This window comes from Alphaproteobacteria bacterium SS10 (genome assembly GCA_019192455.1).
Taxonomy (GTDB): domain Bacteria; phylum Pseudomonadota; class Alphaproteobacteria; order TMED2; family TMED2; genus TMED2.
The window spans coordinates 1,172,758-1,196,130 of record JAHCML010000003.1 but is presented as its reverse complement, the minus strand read 5'-3'; the positions used below and the strand labels follow the sequence as shown (position 1 = coordinate 1,196,130).

The window sequence follows — 23,373 nt, the reverse complement described above, 5'->3', positions numbered from 1 at the left end:
AGTCGGGGTCCCTGAACCTCATCGGCAATGCTGATAATATATATTATGGAAAATACGATATATGACTTCAGGGCAATGACTTAGCTACAAGTATTCTCTTAAGATCGTCAAAAATCGATCCCCGAACCGATCCGCCTTGGCTTCCCCTACGCCAGATACTGCCGCTAACGCCTCTAGGCTATCCGGCCGTCGTTGAATGATCCTGGCGATCACGGCTTGGGTACATGTCATCGGCTTTCCAGTTCCGTCATCGCCGTATTGCAGCTCTCGCTGCGCATCCATCAACGCATCAAACAACGCACCCTCGCCAGCCGCTGCAGCCTTAATCCGTCTTGGATGTTCCTGAACCGCAATCTCATCGCCTTTAAGTGCGGCCAGAAACTCAGCGCCGTATCGCTCAAGCTTCTTAGCGCCCACGCCATGGCAGAGCGTCAGATCATCTAGCGTCTGTGGCTTGATACGAACCATGTCCAAGAGCGTTCGATCCGCAAAAATGACATAGGCTGGCACGTTCTGCGCTTCTGCTAACCGTCGGCGGACAACCTTTAAGGCGCTTAACAACGGTTCATCATCTTCATCCAACAGCGCTTTAGCGCTACCGCGGCCTGTGCTGCTGGTTTTGCGCTTCGCCATGGCATCTGCGCGAAACTGAACAGATTGCTCACCGCGCAAGACTGGGCGCGCTGCATCCTCAATCATCCAGCCACCTTGGCGTTCGCGGCTGATCCGTGCAAACCCCAGCGCTAATAACTGCCTGAACACCTGACGCCATTGGTCCTTGGTTAATTCAGTACCTAGGCCAAACACCTGTAATTCATCATGTTTATTGGAACGAATGCGTTCATCGGCATCGCCTAGCAAAATCTTGATCAGGTACTCAACACCGAAGCGTTGATCGGTCCGATACATGGCGGAAAGAGCCTTCTGCGCCACCTCTGTACCGTCAATCATCTGTGGTGGGTTAAGGCAGATATCGCAGTTGCCGCAAGGTTCGGGCAGAACCTCACCAAAGTATCGTAATAGCGCCTGACGGCGGCATGTCGGTGCCTCCGCTAACGCCATCAGGGCGTTAAACCGCTGATGCTCAAAGCGTTTATGCTCAGCACTGCCCGCGCCCTCATCAATTTGCATGCGGCGCAGCTTGATATCGTCGATGCCGTAGAGGGTCAGGGTGTCCGCTGGCGCACCATCACGGCCGGCACGCCCAATCTCTTGATAATAGCCCTCAATGGTCTTGGGCAGGTCGGCATGGACGACAAACCGAATATCAGGCTTATCGATGCCCATCCCAAAGGCAATGGTGCCGCAGGTCACCAACCCATCTTCTCGCTGAAACCGATCCTGCAGCTCCCGCCGCAGATGTGGATCTAGGCCCGCATGATAAGCAATCGCCGGAATTCCCTGATCATTCAGCGCCTTGGCTAGAACCTCTGTCTTGCTTCTAGTACCGGCATACACAATGCCGGATAAGCCCTTGCGTTCCTTAATGAACTTGAGAAGCTGATCACGGGGCTGGTTCTTTGGCTCAAAGGCTAAGGAAAGGTTTGGCCGATCAAAGCCCTGGATAAAGGTCTTCGGCTCACCTTTAAACAGACGATCAATGATCTCTTGTTGGGTTGCCGGGTCGGCGGTGGCGGTAAATGCCGCCATCTGGACTGGTTGATCACCGCCCTCGCCCAAGCTATCGCGAAGTTCACTGATGCGGAGGTAGTCAGGGCGGAAATCATGGCCCCATTGGCTAACACAATGGGCCTCATCAACCGCGATCATGGTGACACCGGCACGCCTTAGGAGACCAGACGCACTGCCCAAACGTTCTGGGGCTAGATAGATCAGCTTAAGCGCACCCTCTTCCAAGGCCTGACGCGCCTGCCAGTTCTCTTCATCCGTATTGCCCGACGACAGGGCTGCCGCCGCTACACCGGCGGACTGCAGGGCCGCCACCTGGTCTCGCATCAACGCAACTAGGGGGGAAATAACAACGGTGAGGCCTGGGCGGGCAATGGAGGGCAGCTGATAACAGAGTGACTTACCACCGCCCGTTGGCATGACAGCGAAAACATCGCCGCCAGACATCAGGGCTGAAACGATATCAGCCTGCCCAGGCCGAAAGCCGTCAAAGCCAAAAACCTCTTTAAGGGCTTGGGTTGCAGCGTCCATCTAAAGCGGCACATCAATGCTAAGGCCATCATAGGCTGGCTGCACATGGGCTGGTGTTTCCGCATCAATATCGGCGAAGTTCATGGTGAAGTTCATATGGGTCAGGATCGCCCGCTTAGGCTTCACCTGCTCAATCCACTCTAGGGTCTGGTCCATATGGGCGTGGGATGGGTGCGGTTCTCGCCGCGTGCAGTCCACAATCCAAGTATCAAGCCCCTCAAGCGCGGCAAAAGCAGCCTCATCTAGCCTGGCAACGTCGGTTGAATACGCAAAGCTACCGATCCGGAAGCCCATAGAGGTGCAGGTGTGGTGATCCTGCTCAAATGCTTGCACCTGAAGGCCACCGATTTGTTGGCTTGGTGCCAGTTCGTTCACGGTAACAAACGGCTTATAGAGCTTTCCAGCAGCGCCAGACTGCTCAGCAAAAATATAGGGAAAGCGCTTACCCATATCCTCAAGCGTCTCAGCCGAGGCATACATGGGCACCGGCCCTCGGTTCCGCCAGGAAACCGGCCTTAGATCGTCAAGACCATTGGTATGATCGGCGTGATGATGGGTAAACAGGATCGCATCAAACCGCCCGATCTCCTCTCTCAGAAGCTGGGTTCGGATGTCTGGCGAGGTATCAATGAGAATGCTAGTCCCGGCCCCCTCAATTAGGAGGGACGCACGGGTACGGGCATTTCGGGGATCATTGGGATCGCAATCACCCCAATCATTGCCAATGACCGGCACACCGGTTGAGCCACCACAGCCCAAAACGGTGACCCTAAGCATGCCGTCAGGCGGGCTGGCTCTCATGCTGCGGCCCCGTCCAGCCGGAACAGCCGTTTGAAGTTCTCAGTCGTCTGCCTTGCTAGATCTTCTGGCTCCATCGCCATGACGGTGGCCAAAACCTTTGCAGTTTCAACAACATAGGCGGGCTCATTACGTTTGCCGCGATAGGGTGTTGGCGCCAGGTAGGGTGCATCGGTTTCAACCAATAACCGATCCTTTGGGATGTCAGCCGCGAGATCGCGAAGCTCTTCAGAGCGTTTGAAGGTCAAGATGCCAGAGAATGAGATGTAAAAGCCGAGATCTAGTCCGGCCTCCGCCAGGCCACGCCCACTCGAGAAGCAATGAAGAATTCCGCGTAACTTGCCGCCCTGGCTCTCTTCTTTCAGGATTGTCGCCACATCCTCATCTGCGTCCCGGGCATGGACGACTAAGGGCAGATCAGCCTCCACGCAGGCTTTGCAATGGGCGCGGAAGCTTTCAGCCTGCTGATCTCTCGGGCTCTTATCGTAGTAATAGTCGAGACCACTCTCGCCGATACCGATGACGTCAGGGCCCTGGGCTAGCTCAACCAGCCGCTCAACCGTTGGTACCCCCTGCTCCGCGACATGATGGGGGTGAATGCCGATTGTCTGTGAGACATCGTCATGGGCGGCGGCTATGGCGGCCAGCTTCTCAACGGTCGTAAGACGGGTTGAGATGGTCAGGAAATGCCCAACCCCGGCCTCACGCGCACGATCTAGTACGGTGCCCAGCCCATCTGTCTCGAAATCGGGGAAGTCGAGATGGCAGTGACTATCGATCAACATCGGTGTTAGGCCCCTGCCGCCCCTTCTTCAGGCTGCTCCAGCCGTGGGAAGATTGGCTGCGGTTTATCGATTGGTGTGCCGGGCTTCAAACGACCCCCCTCACCCAAGGCATCAAACTCTACCGCGCCATCGCTATAACCCAGCTGCATCAATAGCTTCGCGGAAGAATCAGGCATGAAAGGCTGGCACATGATGAAGAGGCTTCGGATCGTCTCTGCCAGGGTGTAAAGCACCGTCTTCATCCGCTCAGGGTCGGTTTTCTTCAAGCCCCATGGGGCTTGATCATCAACATAGCGGTTGGCGTCACCAACCACCTGCCAAATCGCCTCCAGCGCTTTATGGAACGCCTGTGCGTCCAAATGATCCCGTACCGTACCAAGCATCGCATCAGCCGCACCCAGTAGGGTTTGGTCGGCGGCGTCGAAGGTACCAGGCTCAGGCACTTGCCCATCGCAGTTCTTATGGATCATGGACAGAACACGCTGCGCTAAGTTGCCTATGTCATTGGCTAATTCACCGTTAGCTCGGGCAAACATGGCACGACGTGAGAAATCGCCATCATTCCCAAATGGCACCTCACGCAGGAGGAAGTAGCGGGTCTGGTCCAGGCCATAGGTTTCAACCAACTCCGCTGGCGCAACCACATTGCCCAGGGATTTGGACATCTTCTGGCCTTCAATGGTCCACCAGCCATGGGCAAAAACCCGTTGGGGTGGCGCCAACTCGGCCGCCATCAGGAAGGCCGGCCAATAGACCGCGTGGAAGCGCAGAATGTCCTTGCCAACCATATGCAGGTTAGCAGGCCAAAGCTTTGAATAATCGTTGCTTTCCGTGTCCGGATAGCCGATGGCCGTGATGTAATTGGTCAGGGCATCCAGCCATACATACATGATGTGATCATCATCGCCGGGCACCGGCACACCCCAATCAAAGGTGGTGCGAGACACCGACAGGTCTTTGAGCCCCCCCTTAACGAAGCTCAGAACCTCGTTCCTGCGGGCGGTTGGCATGATGAAGTCAGGGTTGTCCTCGTAGAATTTGAGCAGCCGATCCTGCCAAGCGGACAGCTTGAAGAAGTAACTCGCCTCCTCAACCCATTCACAAGCCGCGCCTGAGGGCGCAATCTTGGTGCCGTCGGGCCCATCCGTCAGCTCATCTTCTTGATAGAACGCCTCATCCCGAACCGCGTACCACCCGGCATAGGAGCCAAGGTAGATATCCCCCTGCTCCACCAGCTTTTGCCACAGTGCCTGACACGCCTTGCGATGCCGCTCTTCGGTCGTGCGGATGAAGTCATCATTGGAGAAGTTCAGAAGCCCGGTTAGATCACGGAAGTTCTGGCTGACTTTATCGGTGAAGGCTTGCGGTGCGATACCGGCGGCCTCTGCAGATTTCTGCACCTTCTGACCGTGTTCATCGGTCCCGGTTAGGAACTTCACTTCATAACCATCGAGACGCTTAAACCGCGCCAGCACATCACAGGCCAGGGTCGTGTATGCGTGGCCAATATGCGGGCTATCATTCACATAGTAGATCGGCGTCGTGATGTAGTAATTTGGTTTCATTGCGAAAATGCCAGATAAGGTTGCTCGAGATTAACCGACGGAGGCGGCATGACCAGAGAGGGTCTCGAGCAGTACTAAAGCCGCCAAGCGGCGATCCAAGCTGCGGATCTCAGCGTTGCTCAAGGATTGGCCGGTCTTGTCCCATAAGGCAAAGAGCGGATCAAGCGCGCCATTGGCGCGAGCCTGGGTTTGGGCGGCATTGTGCAGCCAGCCTTTTGCAATCGCCTCGAAATAGGCCCATCGGGATGGGTCTTGGCCCAGATTGGTGGCCAGACGTTGTCGGATATCGCTGGCCTCGGGCGCCAATGCTGCCTCAAAGTCCTCCAGCATCGCCGGCACCTCTGCCTGCCATAGCTTGAGCACTTGGCCTGGGGCGTAACCCGCCAAGGATGCAAGACGCTCTGTCGTGCCGCTGTCGATCTCGCCGTTGCTGAGCTTTGAGACTGCGTCGGTTAGAGCGTCAGCCCCTAAGGGCTCCAGGGGCAGCTGGCGACAGCGGGAACGGATTGTGGCCAACAGCCGCTCTGGATGCGCAGAGATTAGCAATAACAGCGCTTTAGCGGGCGGTTCTTCCAAAACTTTCAGAAGTGCGTTCTGGGAAGAGCGGTTCATTGTGTCCGCATCGTCCAAGATGACAATCCGCCAGCCGCCCTCGGAAGCAGTAGACTGCAGAAACGGTGCGATCTTCCTTACCTGCTCAACCGGAAGCTCTGTCCGTGCCTTACCGGTCTTCTCGTTAAAGCCACGCTCAACCGTCAGCAAATCGCCGTGGCTACCAGCGATAACGCGCTGGACCGCCAGGTCTTCCATCGGAACCGCTAGGGTCTGGTCTTGCTCATCCCGCTGTCCGGCCAAGAGATACCGGGCAAAACGATATGCCAGCGTCGCCTTACCAACACCGGCAGGCCCAGTAATCATCCAGGCATGGTGCAGGCGTCCGGCACTAACCGCGCTGCTCAAGGCTGCAATCGCACTNTCATGACCATACAACTCTGGCTGTGCGGCTGGCGGCGCCCAGGGTAGTTCGTCATCAGCCATGGCTTACCGCTCCCGCACGGCTATCCATGAACTGTTTCACCAGCCCCTCAACCTCCTCCGCGATGGTCGCCTCTTCCCGGTCGGCATCCACCACCCGGCAGCGATTGGGATCACCGGCCGCTAGATCAAGAAAACCATTGCGCACCCGAGTTCTGAAATCATTGTCGGTGGTCTCGAAGACCGTCTTTGCCTCACCCCGGGATCCAACCCGACCGGCGGCGGCGGCGATATCAATATCGAGGATGATGGTCAGATCAGGCCTAGCGCCCTGCTCAGCCATATTGACCAGCTCGTGAAGGGTGGCAAGCGGCACGCCACGGCCATATCCCTGATAGGCCAGTGTGGAATCAGAATAGCGATCACAGATGACAACCTTACCCTCATTGAGGCTCGGTTGGATCAGCTTGCGCACATGTTCGGCGCGGGCCGCTGCGATCAGAAACGCCTCTGTTAGGGATGACCAGGGCTGTGTGGGGTTTGATAGCAACAGCTCACGCACCGCTTCCCCATTCGGCACACCGCCAGGCTCGCGGGTAACCACAACGGTCTTTCCCTGCCCCTCAAGGTAGGCTGCCAAATGTTTGATTTGAGTTGTTTTTCCGGCACCGTCGGCACCTTCAAACGTGATGAAGAGCCCCTCACCCATCATTGGGCGCTGCTCCCAAACAGGATGTGGGTCAATGCGGCCTCAACACGGCCAGAGAAACCCAGTTTTGGCACATCGGACTGCGCAAGCAATGGAATGGAGCGCGTGCCATCCGGAGCATCGATCAGCAAAGCGCCCACCTGCTGCCCGGCACTAACCGGCGCGGTAATTGGGGATTCCAACTCAAAGCGCATATTGAGGTTGCGACGTTCCTCACGGTTCAGCGCGAGGGTTACTGGTTCCGCCAGCTTTAGGCCAACAGTTGGGCTTTCACCCAGCCAGACCGGTAAGTCATGAACCGTTGCATCAGGATTGGCACCAAATAGGTCGTAAACGTCGTAATTGGCAAAAGCCCACTCAATCAGCTTAGCACTCTCATCCGCGCGGTCCTGAACACTCTCCAGGCCGTTGACGACCATGACAAGGCGGCGGTTATCCCGCTCGGCTGATGCGACCAGTCCGTAGCCCGCTTCGCTGGTATGGCCGGTCTTCAGACCATCGGCACCAATGTTTCGATACAGCAGCGGGTTGCGATTACCCTGCTTAATCCCACTGAAGGTGAAATCCCGCTCAGAGTAGATGGGGTAGAACTGGGGAAAGCGTTCGATCAGCTCGATCGCCAGTTTTGATAGATCACGGGCGGTTGAGTAATGCTCGGGGTCCGGCCAACCGCTGGCGTTTTGAAACTGGGTGTTTTCCAAACCAATCTCACGCAACCGTCGGGTCATGGCATCGGCGAAGGCATCCTCGGTACCAGCCAAGCCTTCCGCCAGCACGATGGTGGCGTCATTGCCCGATTGGATGATCACGCCGCGCATGAGGTCTTGGACTGCGACCATGCTGCCGACCTCAACAAACATCTTAGAACCACCCTTGCGCCAGGCCTTCTCACTCACCGGCAGGGTTTGCTCTAGTGACAGCCGCCCCTCATCAACAGCCTCAAAAACCATATACATGGTGCCGAGCTTGCTCATCGACGCCGTCGGCATGCGCTGATCAGCATTTTTGTCGAGCAGCACCCGACCAGAGCCTAAATCAACGATGATGGCTTCACGGGCTTTGGTCTCAATCGCCTGCGCTGACGCAGCGCTCAGTGAAACCAGGCTTAGAAGGACGGCAAGGAACCCATTGAGGACAATGGAAATCGGCATGGAAGTGGCCCTAAGAGCAGCGGATATTGATCGCCTAGTCAGCGATAATGCGTGCTCCGGGATACCCTGCTCTTAGCACCTGGGCAAGCAGTCGATCAGCCTGGTCGCGATCACTTAACGGGCCGAGACGCAGCCGATAGAAGGTGCCGAGTGATAGATCAGCGCGGTAAACCCCTGCAGGACCTAGATGACCGATGGATTGACGCGCAGCATCTGCCCGCACCGGGTCACGGAACGCCGCTAGCTGAATATAGAGCGCACCGCTATTTGCTTGATCCTGACCAGGCCAATTGGCGAGTAAAGCTCGCGCCGATGGCACAGGATTCGGCACCGGCTGGGCAACGGCCAAAACTGGCTCAAGGCTTGGCTTCGCCTTTGGCACCGGTGGGGCGTCCAAACCGGGTGCCGCCTTACTCAAAACCATACCGGTATAGCGTGGCACGGGCTTGCCTTGAGCAGCAGCAGCGAGAATTTTGCTTTCCTCAGCAAGGATTTGCACGCGGACCTTAGTGATGCCCTGTTGGTGGAACCCAAGCAGGCGCGCGCCCCGATCAGACATGTCGATAATGCGTCCGGGCGCAAATGGGCCCCGGTCATTAATTCGCACGACCACAGACCGACCATTCTCAAGATTAATCACCCGCGCCAGGCTGGGCATGGGCAGCGTCTTATGCGCGGCGGTTAGAAGATCCTGGTCGTAAATCTCACCATTGGCGGTGAGCTTGCCGTCGAAACCCGGGCCATACCAGGAGGCAATGCCCACCTCGTCATAGTCATAATCGACCTTGGGGCGATAAGTGATGCCCTTAATCGTATAGGGAAGACCAACCTTGTAATGGCCACCACGATGCGGATGAGCAAGATTGCCCAGCGCTTCTACCTCAGGGCCAAGATCAACCGGCATCTGCTTGGCCATATGGGTGACCAGCGTTGCCTCGGCACAGGCGGACAGCGTCACTAGACCCACCAAACCCAAACTAAGCCGCAACGCTTTGGTTTTTAGCGAAAAAACGTTAGCCAAACACGTCTTCAGATTGGTCATCCTGCCCTGCCATATCCCCTGTGAATAAACTGTGGATAACTAGGGCAGCAAGATAGCCTGTTTTGGGCGTCATTCGGCGCCGATAAGGATGCGATCCGACAGGATACCAACCGCTGTTGCAAAATAGTTGGAGCGGTTCCAACGCAGGATCACATCAAAGTTTCGATAGGCAAGGAACGCCGGACCTCCAGCCCCATCTGGCTGGATCAGACGCGCGGTGAAGTTCTCTAGCGCTGGCGGCAACTCGCTACCGTCGCGGAGGGTCACACCCAGATCGCGCCAAGCATTGATCGACCGCCTGGTATCACTGCCAACCAAGCTACGATCAAAACCTGATGGCAGGCTTACCGCCCTGCCCCAACGCTCACCTTCACGCCAACCAGACTGTTTCAGATAGTTGGCAGCGGAGGCGAAGACATCGCGCTGGGTGCCCCAGATATCTCGCTTACCATCCCCATCCCCATCGACGGCATAGGCAAGGAAGCTGGATGGCATGAACTGGCTCTGCCCCATAGCACCGGCCCAGGAGCCGAGCATCTCGCGGTAATCACGATCCTCTTGCTCAATGATCTTGAGCAGATTGACCAACTCAGCCTCAAAAAAGCTGCGCCGACGCCCCTCGAAGGCCAGCGTGGCCAACGCGTCCCTAACAACGAAACCGCCGGTGATGGCGCCATAACTGGTTTCAATGCCCCAAAGCGCCGTTACGATCTCCGCCGGTACGCCAAACTTCTCTTCCGCCGCCCGCAGGTCTTCGCGGTATCGCTTAAACCGGTCAATGCCCTGGTTGGTTCTCGTTTGGCTAACGACCCGGGTCAAATACTCAGCATGTGTCAGGGTTCGTTCGGGTTGCCGGCGATCAAGTTCAATTGCGCGCTGGATCAGCTTTAGATCGGCAAGCTGCTCATCAAGAAACTCAGCTGAAAACTCGCCCTTTGCCAGTAATCTGGATCGGAAATCCGCAGCCCAACGCTCATAGGGCCCAGATGGTGCCGCCGCTGGCGGAATATCGTCGGGCTTAACCTTTGGTGTTGGGATCGCCGCAAGTTCGCCATCTGGAGCAGCTTCTGCCACCGGCGCTTCAGGTTTGGTTCCTGGTGGCTTCGGCGCGATTGGTGGCTCTGCCACTGCAAGACCAACGGCCATAACTGACGCCATCATCAGGGATAATCCCGTTGTGCGGATAATGGCCGGATAGGTGATCATTCGGTGTCTTCTTCGGCTGGAGACGCTGGTGGCTCCGGTCGCTCACCCGGGGCCATGGGCTGATCATGCATATCGGGTCCGGGAAGCGGACTGTCGATACGATCGAGAAAAAAGTAGGCCAAGAGGGCCAGCCACTCACGACTTGCCGCATCGAGATTGGAGAGACCATCACCGACGCGCTGTATCCGCAACAGCGGTACTGGTGTGCTCCGGTAATCCACCGGGTAGGCCAGAAGGTCCAGCTCCAGCAGGCCCGCAGCAGCGGCGGCACGCCGGAAGCTGCCAATAGCCCGGGGCATGTGGGCCGCTGATGTGATGATCGCTAACCGCATGCGCTGATCGGATGGGATCGACTGCTTAAGGATGTCGATTGAGAAGTTTGCGTTCTCATAGGTGTTACGGGATTTATCATCTAAAATCAGCTGATTACCAGGCACTCCTTGCATGGATAGCCACTCTGCAATTAGCGGCGCTTCTGCGTCGCCGGACCAAAGGCTCCCGGCCCCACCGCTAACAATAATGGCGAGACCGGGCTCGCGCTTTGCCATTGCGGCGGTGGCCAGTAGCCGCTCCGCCGCCCCATTAACCGCAATCTTTTCAGCCCCATTGCTCAGAACTGGTTGGACAGCCCCACCTAGGACAACCGCGATATGCGGGCGCTGCCCAAGACCCCAACCACGATCGCCAGTATCCTCAATTGCAGGGAAGCGGGCTTCCAATGGCCGAATCAGAAAATCCCCAACCGGCAACAAACCCACCAACAGCAATAGCCCGGCTGCACCAAGAGCAAGCCGTTTTCCCCAGATTGGCCAGCGGGTCATAAGCGCCATGCCAAACAGGATTGCGCTTACCAGCCAAAGACTTGGGGCCAAGAGAATGTCTAGGATTTCGCTGACGTAGAACATCGATTGTCAGGATGATTTCGATACCTCACCGGGTGGTGAGAATGAACAACCGCATCATAGCCTCTCGCCAATCCGATTTGGACTTGTTATGAGAGCGCACAGAAACGGATGGGTGGCTGAGCGGTTGAAAGCACTGGTCTTGAAAACCAGCAAGGGTTCACGCCCTTCGTGGGTTCGAATCCCACCCCATCCGCCATACTTCCCGATAATCCATCGATGATCTTGATGACCTCACGAGGACGTTAGTTTCTCGTGATATTCGATCTGTTTGATACTCCCGGCATCATAATAGGACACCCAAGAGGAGCCCCAACCGATGTCGAAACCTACCCTACTTGCCTCATCTCTCGCTGCTGGCGCCCTACTCGCCGCCGCGGCAACCGCTGGCACGGCTGACGCTAAGCCGAATGGCCAACTATCATTGACCGGTGGTGCACCAGCCGCCGTGGCTGAGAAGTTTGAAGCCTGGGTCGATGGCAATTCGCTCTCTGGCCGGAAGGACAAGTGCTACGGCATCTCTCTGGCTGGTGAGAATGATTGTAAAGCTGGTGCTGGCACAAGCTGCCAAGGCACCTCCACCATCGATTTCCAAGGCAACGCCTGGACCTATGCACCGAAAGGGTCTTGCGAGTTTATTGAAACGCCACATGGACCGGCCTCATTGAAGCCGCTGGACCGCAACAACCCAGCCTAATCGGCTTTGCGCTTCTACGAAGGGGCTGGGTGCTATACTCAGCCCCTCTTTGTTTGCCCTGAAGACATAAGAAAAATGACCACGGCAACCCCACCTGACCCAGTCTTTGGCCTGCCAGCCCATGCGGGTATCGGCTTAAAGCCAGATCACTATCGCGATGTTCTAGATCATCAGGATGCATCGCTCTGGGTTGAGGTTCATCCCGAAAACTACATGGTTGATGGCGGTCCACGCCTGGATTGGCTCGATGCCATCCGCCAAAATCGCGCCCTAAGCCTCCATGGTGTTGGGGCATCACTGGGTAGTCTGGATCCCTACGATCAACAGCATATCAATGGCTTACGCAGCCTTATTGATCGTTATGAGCCAGAGCAGGTTTCCGAGCACGCGGCTTGGTGTAGCCATGACGGCAACTACTACGCCGATCTGCTGCCCTTGCCGAGAACGGATGAGGCACGCCAGCACCTCATCAATCGCGTCACCGAGTTTCAAGAGCTCATCGGCAGACAAATTCTTATTGAGAACCCGACGAACTATCTCGATTTCGCCCATGAGATCATTGAGCCGGATTTCCTGTGCGATGTGGCGAGATCCGCCGGGTGCGGCGTCCTGCTAGACGTGAACAATGTCTGGATCAGCGCCAACAATGTCGGCCTCGACCCCCATGGCTATATCAAGGCGCTACCGGCTGATTTGGTTGGCGAAATCCATATCGCTGGACATGAAGAAGACCCCAATTTAGGTGCGGCTATGCTGATCGACAGCCACAACGCACCGGTTGCCGAGGGTGTCTGGGACCTGCTGGAGGTTGCCCTGGAGCACTTGGGCCCCAAGCCTGTCCTTGTCGAACGGGATAGCAACATTCCAGCCTTTACCGAACTCCTCGCCGAGCGTGATCGGGCGGAACAAGCGATCAAAACCATCGATCCCAATAGGCCAGCCCATGCCCTCGCCTCTTAGTGCCCATTTTGAACAGATCAGTGCGTTCATTGATGGCAAAGCTGGATCTGAGAGTCTTAGTGACCTTATGGCTGGTGGTGTCGATCCCGGTCCTAAAGCCCTGATTTACCGGAACTCTAGCGTTATGGCCGGTGTGGACGCGCTGCGCTCCAACTATCCCGCCGTCGCCATGGTGATGGGCGATGCCTTCTTTCAGGCTATGGCCCGGGCCTATGTCGATAAGCATCGGAATGCCAGCCGTAGCCTTGTCGGGTTTGGCGATACGCTGCCGGATTTCATCACCGATGCCGAGGCTGAACACAAACTGCCATGGCTCAGCGATCTCGCTCGGCTAGATCGTGGCTGGCTTCTGGCCCATCTAGCACCAGAGCAGACACCATTAGATCCTCGAAAAGTCGCAGAAATGGGCGGCCGGGGGCTCGATGGCGCCTTGTTGGATCTGGCAGACCACGTTCACCTAATCGATATAGGCTATGGCCTTTACGATCTGTGGCTCCAACTGCGTGCTGGGCAAGCACCTGAGGCAACTCAAGAAGTAGCGACAGAGGCGATAACCGTCCTGGCCTGGCGATTTGATCAGGAAGTGCAGTCGCGACCGCTAACGCCGTCAGAAACGGCCTTTCTGCGTTGCTTAAAGCAAGAGCTGTCGATCAGTGCAGCGCTAGACCTAGCCTTGGCCGACGATCCTGCCCTCGAGCCACAGACACTATTCGCCGCCACGCTGTCAGCCGGCCTGTTCACCGATATCCGACTACCCACCGAACAATCATAAGAAGTCAAAGACCAGGAACCTCCCACATGATCAAAAAGCTAATCGGTTGGCATGCCACCCTCGCCCAATCCCTGAACCACCTTGAGCCATTCGCCCTGCTTGGTGCCAGGTTGGTTGTTGCCCGGGTGTTTCTGCTGTCTGGACTGGCCAAGTGGAACGGCTTGTTCTCATTTGAACCAGTTACCTATGACCTTTTTCTTTATGAGTTTTTCTGCCCTGAAGAGCTGCGTCCAGGTGCCCTGATCCTTTGTGAGGATGTGGTTGAAGGCACCTATAGCGAGAGTATGCTGTGGTGGATTGAGCGGTTCGCCGAGCTGGCAGGCGTGATGGAAATTGCCCTGCCCTTGCTGCTCATCGCCGGGCTGTTCAGCCGCGCCTCCGCCATTGGGCTACTGATCATGACCTTGGTCATTGAGTTCTTTGTCTTCCCCGACGCCGCCAGCTTCTGGGGCAGCCATGTTTGGTGGGGAATTGCCGCCCTTATCGTGATTGCGCGGGGGCCTGGCCTCCTGTCACTTGATGCCCTGTTTGGCCTAGACCGGCCAAAGGGCACCAGAATCGACCAAGAAGTCACTGATAAGACTGATGAAGCGGGCGCCTAATAGCCCTCAGCGGCGCGCTTCTTCTTATAGACATTGGCCAGCGCCATCATGGTCTGTGCCTGCTTGCCAGGATCGTGCTTCTTGGTTGGCAGATCGGCCAGACTTTTGGCGGCCGGGGCATTAGATGTGGCCGCCGGATTGCGTCCAATCTGGCCGATTACCTGATCCAGGATTTCAGGGTCTAACTCTTTAGCCGGCGGTGTTGCTTGCGGCTCTGGTCGTCGCGGCGAATGGGTCGTTGGTAGGCCAATCGACTTTGCGTAGTTGTCCAGGGCGTGGCTCACAATCCCATGCATGAAGGGTGCAGCCAGCTCACGGAAAAGGAGCTCATCGGTCTCAAGCTCCTTCATCAAGCGGCGCCGAGCCTCAGAGGCATTGCCCTTGGTACCAACCAAGGCGGCTTTAAGCCGCTCACGCTTATGATCGCCTATTGCCATGTCAGGCCCTTCCATACAAACCGATAGCCAAAGGATAACTGAGCTGCCAGCCCTCGCCTAGGCGGTTAAAGCGATTGGATCAGATGCCCACCATCGGCGGGGTAAATGCCGCCGGTCATGAAACGCCCACGGTCCCCATCAACCAACAGGAGCAATAGGCCGTCCAGATCACTGGCCTCGCCCAATTGTCGCTGCGGGATCCGATCGATAAGTTTCTGACCAGCCTCACCCTCGAAGAAGGCTTCATTCAACTCGGTCTTAATGTAGCCGGGCGCGATTGCGTTAACGCGAATACCGTGGCGGACCCACTCTAGGGCCAAGCACTTGGTCAGTTGAACAACGCCAGCCTTGGCAACGGCATAGGCCAGAACATGGCTAGCCGGGCGCAAACCAACGATTGAGGCGATGTTAACGATCGATGCTTCAGGCCGCTTACCATCCTTAACCGCCTGGCTGGCAGCGCTGGCGAAATGCTTCGCAACAAAGAACAGGCCCTTCAGATTGGTATCCATGACATGGTCCCAATCACCCTCTTCATGATTGATGGCCCTCTTGGTGACCGCGGTCCCGGCGTTATTGATCAGAATATCCGGGACGCCGAACTGATCGGTATGACGGCCTAGCCGCTCCCCGATGGCGTCAGTGTCCGTAACATCCAACTCGATAAGGTCTGCCTGACCACCAGCATCGATAATATCATCTCGTAAGGCTTCCAGCCGTTCTACACGCCGAGCGGCCAAGGTTACCCCCGCGCCGTGGTTCGCTAGAGTGCTGGCAAAGTGCCGGCCTAAACCCGATGACGCGCCAGTAACAATTGCATGGCGCCCTTCCAGATTCGGATAGTACTTGTCTGAATTCATTGTGCTTTTCCAGCTGACTAGAAAAAGGTGACGCCGATTCCCTTTGGGCGCGGATCATGGCATAGTGGGGCCATGTTGATCGAAATCTTCGCAGATGTGGTGTGCCCGTGGTGCTATATCGGGAAACGCCGATTGGACCGTGCCCTAGATGCACGGGGCAATAGTGCTGCCGATTTGCGTTGGTTGCCGTTTCAACTGAACCCAGACATGCCCGCGGAGGGTATGGACCGCTTTGCCTATCTAAGTCTGAAGTTCGGCAGCCGGGAACGTGCGCTCCAGGTTCTGACCATGCTGGAGCAAACGGCAGAGCGTGACGGCATTGGCCTTAATCTCGACCTTATCCGCCGAACCCCGAACACCGTCGATGCCCATCGCCTGGTCCGCTTCGCTGACCGTAATGGCAAGGCATCGGCCATGGTGGACAAACTATTCGATGGCTACTTTGTTGAGGGCCTGGACACTGGTGATTTAGGCGTCCTGGCTGGCCTGGCCGAGGAGTTGGGCATGGACCGCCCAGAGGTCGAAGCCTTTCTAGACAGCGATGATGAACGGGCTGCGGTGCGCAGCTCAGACATCAATGCCCGGCGTTTAGGCGTTCACGCGGTGCCCTGCTTCATTGTGGATCAGCAATATGCCATTGCCGGCGCGCATGACCCGGAGACCTTCGCACCCCTATTTGATCTCTCCTCATTGGATCAGATGGCGAGCCTCGAAACCGTTGGCGCGTCAATCGGCACCGGCCATAGCTCCGCTTAACCCACAGCCATATCAGCAAGTTCCTGCAGCACACGCTTCGTGCCAGCAAGGCGTTGCCCGCGATCTTCCCATGCCCGGATAAACACTAGACGTTGATCCGGCCGCATCTTCACCAGGCCACGCTGTTTATTTAGGTATTCCATCAGCTTATCGACCTTCTCGAACTTATCCTGATGGAAGGCGACAATGGCACCTTTTGGTCCGGCATCCACCTTGGCCACATTGGCAATCCGGCACAGGGCCTTGATACGAACCACGGCGAGCAGGTTCTCAACCTCGGTCGGTAGCTTGCCAAACCGGTCCACCATTTCAGCAGCAAAATTGTCGATATCCTCATCAGCCACAAGGTCACCAAGCCGCCGGTACAGAGATAGGCGGACATTCAAATCCTGAACGAATGCTTTAGGGATCAAGACCGGCATGCCCAGATTGATCTGCGGCGTCCATTTAGCGGCACCCTCCGCCCCAGCGCCACCATTGCGGGCCTCTTCAACCGCCTCGCGCAGCATCTGCTGGTAGAGTTCGATCCCCACCTCTTTGATGTGGCCTGACTGCGCCTCACCCAGCAGGTTACCGGCCCCACGAATATCCATGTCATAGCTGGCGAGGTTAAAGCCAGCACCCAATGTATCCAGGGTTTCAAGGACTTGCAGGCGTTTCTCAGCAATCGCGGTGAGCTTCCGATCAGCCGGATAGGTCATATAGGCATAGCCTCGGACCTTGGAACGGCCTACCCGTCCCCGGATCTGATACAGCTGCGCCAGGCCAAACATGTCGGCCCGGTGGACGATCAGCGTGTTGGCATTCGGAATGTCGAGCCCAGCCTCAATAATGTTGGTCGCCAAGAGCACGTCATATTCACCGCGATCATAGGCCTCCATCACATCCTCAAGGGCGGCAGGCGCCATCTGACCATGGGCCATAATCAACCGAAGCTCCGGCGCCATTTCCCGAATACGGCGGGCAACCCGGTCCAAATCCTCAATCCTTGGGCAGACATAGAAGGATTGACCTCCCCGGAAATGCTCTCGCATCAAAGCTTCCCGGATAATCACGCTATCAAACGGCAGGACGAAGGTCCGAACCGCCAAGCGATCCACCGGTGGCGTGGTAATCAAGCTGAGATCACGAACACCTGTGAGCGAGAGCTGGAGTGTTCTGGGGATCGGCGTCGCGGTCAGTGTCAGGACGTGAATGTCCTCACGCATCTGCTTAAGGCGTTCCTTCTGCCGGACACCAAAGCGCTGCTCTTCATCCACCACCAACATGCCTAGGCGATCAAAGCTGATTGATTTGGCTAGAAGCGCATGGGTGCCGATGACGATATCGACGGTGCCGTCAGCCAGCCCCTCCTTCACCTCTTTGGCTTCTTTGGCAGAAACCAGACGGGATAGCTGCGCCACCTTCAATGGCAAACCGGCAAAGCGATCTTTAAAGTTCTGATAGTGCTGACGGGCTAGAAGCGTGGTTGGCACCACGATGGCAACCTGTTGCCCGGCCATGGCCACGGTATAGGCGGCCCGCTGCGCAACCTCAGTTTTGCCAAAACCAACATCACCGCAGACCAACCGGTCCATGGGCTTGCCTTTTGAGAGGTCACCAAGCGTGTCCTCAATGGCCATCAACTGGTCATCGGTCTCATCATAGGGGAACCGGGCGGAGAACTCGTCATAAGCGCCAGCTGGTGGACTGATCGGTGGAGCCTGGCGAAGTTCGCGAGCGGCTGCGATGCGCACCAACTCCTCCGCCATATCCATCAGGCGCTTCTTGACCCGCGCCCGGCGTGCCTGCCAACCGGCACCACCAAGCTTATCAAGGGCGGATACCGCCTCATCGGAGCCAAAGCGACTTAGAACATCAATATTTTCAACGGGAACGAACAGTTTGTCGCCACCGTCATAGATCATGCGGAGGCAATCGTGTGGGGCACCACCAACATCCAGGGTCTCAAGCCCTTCAAACCGACCGATGCCATGCTCGGCGTGGACAAGCAGGTCTCCCTCACTAAGCCCACCAACCTCCAGCAGGAACTTGTCAGAACGGCGCCGGCGCTTCCGTCTACGGGTTAGCCGATCACCGAGCAGGTCTTGTTCGGTGACGACGGTGAGGTCTTCACTCTCAAAACCGGTCTCAAGGCCCAGAATGGCGGCCATCCATTGGTCTGGCTTCGCCTTCTCGGCTTCGGCCCAACTGTCCACGTTAAGCGGTTCTGGTAACTCATGATCGATCATGAGCGCGCGGAGGCGATCTAAGGAACCATGGCTATAGGCGGCCAATAGGAACCGTCGACCAGCCTTCAATTGAGCTTCAGCATGCTCAAGTAGGGCACTGAAAACATTACCATCTGGCAGGGCGCGAATGTCGCCAAAGTCACGTCCCTTGCGGCCGCCACTGCCGACGCCGTCAGCGCTGTGTTCAGCCTCGGCACTGGCCCCCGTTTTTGCCAGTTGGAAGGTGTCACGCCCTTCAAGGGCACGCTCAAAACCGCCATCGGTTAGGAATAGGCGCTCGGTCGGCACCGGCCGGTAGAGCACGCCCGGGGAACTATCACCCTTCCCCCTGCTTTCCATCATTGTTTGTCGGGCATCGAAGAAGTCTTCGATCTGCTCTAAGCGCGAGCGGTGCGCAGCCACGGCCTGGGCATCAAAGCTGATCCCAGCGCTAGGCACGTAGTCGAGAACCGTGTCCAGTCGCTCATAAAACAGCGGCAGCCAATGCTCCATGCCCGGATGTTTGCGGCCCTCGCTTATCGCCTCATAGAGCAGGTCATCATCGTTGACAGCACCGAACAGGGCGCGATAGCCGGTCCGGAAGCGCTCAATCGATGGTTCATCAAGAAACAGCTCAGTGATCGGGACCAGGACAGCCTCCTTCAGCTTATCCGTGGTCCGTTGAGTGACGGGATCGAAGAGGCGGATGCTCTCAACATCATCGCCGAACAGATCGATCCGGATCGGCCCATCAGCGGCAGGTGGGTACAGATCTACAATGCCGCCCCGAATGGCATACTCACCCGGCTCACGGACCGTATGGGCGCGGGCATAGCCGTTTCGGGCCAGAAACCGCTGTAAATGGTCGGGGTCAAGGCGGCCACCAACCTCAACGGTCAGGCTCGCCTCCTCAAACGCATCGCGTGGCGGAACCTTTTGGAGAATGGCGTTGACGGTTGTCAGAAGCAGCCGCGATTTGCCCTTTGGCACGTCGCGGTTCAGACGGTTAAGCGCGTCGATCCGTTGACCAACAATCTCCATCTTCGGGGAAACACGGTCATAGGGCAGACAGTCCCAAGCCGGAAAGGTGATGACCTCAACATCCGGTGCGAAGAAGGCCAATAGCTCTTCCAACAGCGCCGTTCGGGTATCATCAAGGGCAATATGGACCAGGCCACCAACCCGATCCCGGGCCAGATCGGCCAGAACACGCGCATCATGACCCGAAGGTGCCCCAAAAATCAGGGTACCAATCAGGTCAGAGCCATCATCATCGGCCAAATCATCTTCTTTGGCGGCATGAAGGGTTTGCGACATTACTTGTCATCCAGGCGCCGGATTGCGCGTCTTCGGTCATCTTGGTGCCGCTGCCAACCGGCGGCGGTTACCGGGGATCGGGCTTATAGTCGAAAGCGAGGAAGCGGGCGAGCATTGGATTCTCATAATCGGCAGGCGGCTGGGATACGCCCACGAACCAATTGTAGAGATCGGGATCATTCTCCCGCAGAAGCCATTCAAATTGATCGAGTTCTTCGTCACTGAACCCGTCTAGATAGGCATCAGCGAAGTTGCCCATGAGCAGGTCCATCTCCTTCGTTCCACGCTTCCAACTGCGATAGCGAAGTTGGCGGCGGCGGATATCACGGGCCTCGTCGGCGGAGACGGTCTCTGGTTGGGCATCGGTCATAATGATCATCAGCATATCTGCGGTGGCGTTGGCAGCGATATGGCATTCATGACGCCAGTCGGCAACCGCTTGTAGCTGCTGCTTGTACCAGGTGCCTCAGAGGTCTAAGCACAAGGGATCAAAATAGACCCGATGGTAAGCCCCCAAACCCATGCGGCCCCGCATCCTCTACCCCTTATTTGAGCAAGTTGAGCGCCTGCGTGGTATTGGCCCACGCCTGGCCAAGCTTGTCGGTAAGGCAGCGGGTGGAGAGCGGATCATCGACCTGCTGTTTCACCTGCCTACTGGCGTTATCGACCGCCGACGCGTCGTAACGATCCCAGAGGCGCCCGATGGTGAGATTGCGACCCTAATTCTGAGTATAGGACGCCATCATCGCAACCCACGAAGGGGCATTCCCTACCGTGTTGAGGCAAGCGATGAGGCAGGATTGATTACCCTGATCTTCTTCAACGCCCGAGGTGACTATCTAGAGCGGGAGCTGCCCGAGGGTGGCGGCAAGCGATTGGTATCCGGAAAGGTTGAGTGGCGCCACGGCAAGGCCCAGATGGTGCACCCTGATATCATCGCCGCACCAGAAGAGCTTGATAAGATTGCCACTCTTGAGCCCGTCTACGGCCTAACCGCCGGGCTAAGCAACAAAGTCATGGGCAAGGCCATGGCTGATGCTCTCTCTCGTGTGCCCAATTTTCCGGACTGGCTTCCTGCTGGCATTCAGGCACGGGAGAGCTGGCCAGAGACCAAGACAGCCCTTCTGCAACTGCATGGTGAGGATAGCGAGGGCCCGGTCACCAGTGACCAAGCACCAGCACGGCAGCGCCTCGCCTATGATGAACTACTGGCCGACCAACTGGCCCTCGCCCTCGTCAGGCATCAACAGAAGCGTGCCAGGGGCCGCTCATTGCCGCCAGCAGGCCCGCTGCGTGAAAAGGTCCTCGGCACCCTTCCCTTTGCCCTGACTGGCGCCCAGAGCCGCGCCATGGCCGAGATCGATAAGGATCTTGGTGAGGATGTTCGCATGCTGCGCCTGATCCAGGGGGATGTGGGCAGCGGCAAAACCATTGTCGGGTTCCTTACTGCCCTCCGCGCGATTGAGGCGGGTTATCAGGCCGCCATGATGGCACCAACCGAACTGCTAGCCCGGCAGCATCTTGAGACCATGGCCCCCTGGGCCGAGGCCGCTGGGATTACCCTTGCGCTGTTAACCGGCAAGATAGATCAGCGGGCCCGCAGAGCACGAGACGGTGCCCTGGCTGACGGCACTATTCAATTGGCCGTCGGCACCCATGCCCTGTTTCAGGATAAGGTTGAGTTCAACCGCTTAGGCCTTGTTATTGTTGATGAACAGCACCGTTTTGGTGTTGGTCAGCGACTGGCTTTGGGCGCCAAGGGACAGCAGGTGGATATGCTGGTCATGACGGCAACGCCGATCCCGCGCACCCTCTCCATGACCCAATATGGCGATATGGACGTCTCGATCCTGGATGAGAAGCCGCCAGGTCGACAGCCAATTACCACTCGGGCCGTTACCGATGATCGGCTGATGGATGTGGTTGGACGGCTGAAACAGGCCACAGCGCAGGGTGAACGGGCCTATTGGGTCTGTCCGCTGGTTGAGGATTCTGAGAAGTCGGACATGGTTGCTGCGGAGGCCCGCGCCGAAACCCTTCGCGACGCCATGCCGGGCCAGGTTGGTCTGGTCCATGGCCGCATGGATACCGAAGAGAAAGACCGGGTTGTTGCCGCCTTCGCCGCCGGCGAGATCAGCGTCTTAGTAGCCACCACGGTGATTGAGGTTGGCATCAATGTGCCGGAAGCGACAATCATGGTGATCGAAGATGCCAACCGCTTTGGCTTGGCCCAGCTACACCAATTGCGCGGTCGCGTTGGCCGCGGGGATAAACCGTCTAGCTGTCTGCTGCTTTATAAGCGTTCAGCGGGCAAAACCGCCCAGGAGCGGCTTAAAATCCTGCGCGATACGGATGATGGTTTTGAGATTGCCGAGGCGGATCTGCTGATCCGCGGGGCTGGTGAAATGCTGGGTACAAGACAGGCCGGCATGCCAGGGTTCCGCATTGCCGATCTGGAGCATCATAAAGAGCTGCTGCAGACGGCCCATCAAGATGCCCGCCTGATAGTCTCCCAAGACCCAGAACTGACCGGTGAGCGCGCAGAAGCCCTGCGCACCCTGCTCTACCTGTTTGAGCGAGATGCGGCGATCCGCTTCATGCGGTCAGGTTAGGCGTCGATATTCTGCCCCTTGGCGGCAATCTCTGGGCGCGCTGGCGGCGGGTTACTGGCGCGCAGATTTTCAGCGATTTCCTGATGCTGCCCGGCATTCTGATCTGGTGGCGTCACGATGCCGCCTGAGATCACCATCTTGATCCCCTCCTCAACAGTCATATCGAGCACGACCAGATCGCGCTTAGGCACGAAGAGCAGGAAGCCGGAGGTCGGGTTTGGTGTGGTGGGCAGGAAGATATTGATGACCGTATCGTCGGTTAGGTTCTGCACTTCACCTTGAGTTACACCCGTCACGAACCCAATCGCAAAGATGCCCCGACGCGGATATTCAAGCAGAACAACCTGGCGGAAGGCATTGGATTGTTGGGCCAAAACAGTTTCGAAAATCTGCTTTAGTGCGCCATAGACGCTGCGGATGATCGGCATCCGGGCGACGATGTTCTCACCGATCCGAACAAAGAAACGGCCAAAAACACCGGCGGCAAACCAACCAATAACGATCAGCGTGACAAGCGATAGGATTAAGCCAGAGCCGGGAATCTGAAACGGCAGATAAAGCACCGGATACTTGTCGACCGGCAACAGCGCCTCAACGCTGGTATCCACCAAATCAACCAATAGCCAGACGAGTGAAATCGTAATGGCAATCGGTGCGGTAACCAGGATACCGGTAATCAGGTAGTTACGCAGCCGGCCCAGGAAGGACGTGCCCCCTTTCCCCTCATCACTGCCGGGGGCTGGGCCGCCACCGCTGGCGTCTAGATCGGGCTTGCTCATCTGTCGCGGTACTTCATTGGGTCGCGGAAACTATGCTGCACTGCTTATATCGCTCTCAAAGGCCTTACCGGCAAGGGT

General features: G+C 57.1%; 21 protein-coding genes and 1 tRNA gene. 7 read left to right on the top strand and 15 right to left on the bottom strand.

Going from position 1 to position 23,373, the window contains the following annotated elements:
- Positions 1 to 84: 84 nt before the first annotated feature.
- From recQ to KI792_05855, 10 genes are all read right to left on the bottom strand, one after another.
- Positions 85 to 2,160, bottom strand: coding sequence for a DNA helicase RecQ (gene recQ, locus KI792_05900; GenBank protein MBV6632551.1), 2,076 nt, complete (start codon positions 2,158 to 2,160; stop codon positions 85 to 87).
- Positions 2,161 to 2,937, bottom strand: a complete 777-nt coding sequence (locus KI792_05895; GenBank protein ID MBV6632550.1) for an MBL fold metallo-hydrolase — start codon at positions 2,935 to 2,937, stop codon at positions 2,161 to 2,163. It lies immediately after the preceding gene.
- 20 nt (positions 2,938 to 2,957) lie between these two features.
- Entirely contained in the window at positions 2,958 to 3,743 is a 786-nt protein-coding gene (locus KI792_05890) for a TatD family hydrolase (GenBank protein MBV6632549.1), read from the bottom strand.
- Between the two features lie 5 nt (positions 3,744 to 3,748).
- Positions 3,749 to 5,308, bottom strand: a complete 1,560-nt coding sequence (metG, locus tag KI792_05885; GenBank protein ID MBV6632548.1) for a methionine--tRNA ligase — start codon at positions 5,306 to 5,308, stop codon at positions 3,749 to 3,751.
- A 30-nt stretch (positions 5,309 to 5,338) separates the two neighbouring features.
- Positions 5,339 to 6,346 (bottom strand): DNA polymerase III subunit delta', encoded by a 1,008-nt coding sequence (locus tag KI792_05880; protein MBV6632547.1) that lies wholly within the window; start codon positions 6,344 to 6,346, stop codon positions 5,339 to 5,341.
- A complete protein-coding gene (tmk, locus tag KI792_05875) occupies positions 6,339 to 6,992 on the bottom strand; it encodes a dTMP kinase (GenBank protein MBV6632546.1) in 654 nt (217 codons plus the stop codon). The genes KI792_05880 and tmk overlap by 8 nt, the downstream gene beginning before the upstream one ends.
- A complete protein-coding gene (locus tag KI792_05870; protein MBV6632545.1) occupies positions 6,992 to 8,143 on the bottom strand; it encodes a D-alanyl-D-alanine carboxypeptidase in 1,152 nt (383 codons plus the stop codon). Before KI792_05870 ends, tmk begins: the two co-directional genes overlap by 1 nt.
- Positions 8,144 to 8,177: 34 nt before the next feature.
- Complete coding sequence (locus KI792_05865) at positions 8,178 to 9,101, bottom strand: septal ring lytic transglycosylase RlpA family protein (GenBank protein MBV6632544.1); 924 nt, start codon at positions 9,099 to 9,101, stop codon at positions 8,178 to 8,180.
- A 153-nt stretch (positions 9,102 to 9,254) separates the two neighbouring features.
- A complete protein-coding gene (locus KI792_05860; protein MBV6632543.1) occupies positions 9,255 to 10,391 on the bottom strand; it encodes a lytic murein transglycosylase in 1,137 nt (378 codons plus the stop codon).
- A complete protein-coding gene (locus KI792_05855) occupies positions 10,388 to 11,212 on the bottom strand; it encodes a YdcF family protein (GenBank protein ID MBV6632542.1) in 825 nt (274 codons plus the stop codon). The genes KI792_05860 and KI792_05855 overlap by 4 nt, the downstream gene beginning before the upstream one ends.
- Before the next feature lie 190 nt (positions 11,213 to 11,402).
- On the opposite strand from KI792_05855, the gene KI792_05850 reads away from it, so the two are divergent.
- The 5 genes from KI792_05850 to KI792_05830 all read left to right on the top strand — a co-directional run bounded on the left by KI792_05850 (position 11,403) and on the right by KI792_05830 (position 14,324).
- A tRNA-Ser gene (locus KI792_05850) sits at positions 11,403 to 11,492 on the top strand.
- A gap of 120 nt (positions 11,493 to 11,612) precedes the next feature.
- Entirely contained in the window at positions 11,613 to 11,990 is a 378-nt protein-coding gene (locus KI792_05845) for a DUF2282 domain-containing protein (protein ID MBV6632541.1), read from the top strand.
- Positions 11,991 to 12,065: 75 nt separating this feature from the next.
- The gene (locus KI792_05840) at positions 12,066 to 12,950 is read left to right on the top strand and encodes a DUF692 domain-containing protein (protein ID MBV6632540.1); all 885 of its coding nucleotides are present in this window, start codon (positions 12,066 to 12,068) and stop codon (positions 12,948 to 12,950) included.
- Entirely contained in the window at positions 12,934 to 13,722 is a 789-nt protein-coding gene (locus tag KI792_05835; GenBank protein ID MBV6632539.1) for a putative DNA-binding domain-containing protein, read from the top strand. The genes KI792_05840 and KI792_05835 overlap by 17 nt, the downstream gene beginning before the upstream one ends.
- Before the next feature lie 26 nt (positions 13,723 to 13,748).
- On the top strand, positions 13,749 to 14,324 hold the full coding sequence (locus tag KI792_05830; protein ID MBV6632538.1) for a DoxX family protein: 576 nt from the start codon (positions 13,749 to 13,751) through the stop codon (positions 14,322 to 14,324).
- Here the strand turns inward: KI792_05830 and KI792_05825 are convergent.
- On the bottom strand, positions 14,321 to 14,761 hold the full coding sequence (locus KI792_05825; protein ID MBV6632537.1) for a hypothetical protein: 441 nt from the start codon (positions 14,759 to 14,761) through the stop codon (positions 14,321 to 14,323). The genes KI792_05830 and KI792_05825 overlap by 4 nt on opposite strands.
- 65 nt (positions 14,762 to 14,826) lie before the next feature.
- Positions 14,827 to 15,621 carry an SDR family oxidoreductase gene (locus KI792_05820; GenBank protein MBV6632536.1) on the bottom strand — a complete coding sequence of 265 codons (795 nt, stop codon included), beginning with the start codon at positions 15,619 to 15,621 and terminating at the stop codon, positions 14,827 to 14,829.
- 72 nt (positions 15,622 to 15,693) lie between these two features.
- On the opposite strand from KI792_05820, the gene KI792_05815 reads away from it, so the two are divergent.
- Entirely contained in the window at positions 15,694 to 16,377 is a 684-nt protein-coding gene (locus KI792_05815; GenBank protein MBV6632535.1) for a DsbA family oxidoreductase, read from the top strand.
- Here KI792_05815 and mfd read toward each other — a convergent pair.
- Positions 16,374 to 19,904, bottom strand: a complete 3,531-nt coding sequence (gene mfd / locus KI792_05810) for a transcription-repair coupling factor (protein ID MBV6632534.1) — start codon at positions 19,902 to 19,904, stop codon at positions 16,374 to 16,376. The two genes, KI792_05815 and mfd, sit on opposite strands and share 4 nt — an antisense overlap.
- 67 nt (positions 19,905 to 19,971) lie before the next feature.
- Positions 19,972 to 20,274, bottom strand: a complete 303-nt coding sequence (locus KI792_05805) for a succinate dehydrogenase assembly factor 2 (protein MBV6632533.1) — start codon at positions 20,272 to 20,274, stop codon at positions 19,972 to 19,974.
- Between the two features lie 151 nt (positions 20,275 to 20,425).
- Between KI792_05805 and recG the strand changes: the two genes are divergently transcribed.
- Positions 20,426 to 22,516, top strand: coding sequence for an ATP-dependent DNA helicase RecG (gene recG / locus KI792_05800; protein MBV6632532.1), 2,091 nt, complete (start codon positions 20,426 to 20,428; stop codon positions 22,514 to 22,516).
- Here recG and KI792_05795 read toward each other — a convergent pair.
- Entirely contained in the window at positions 22,513 to 23,295 is a 783-nt protein-coding gene (locus KI792_05795) for a DUF502 domain-containing protein (protein MBV6632531.1), read from the bottom strand. The two genes, recG and KI792_05795, sit on opposite strands and share 4 nt — an antisense overlap.
- Positions 23,296 to 23,373 lie beyond the last annotated feature (78 nt).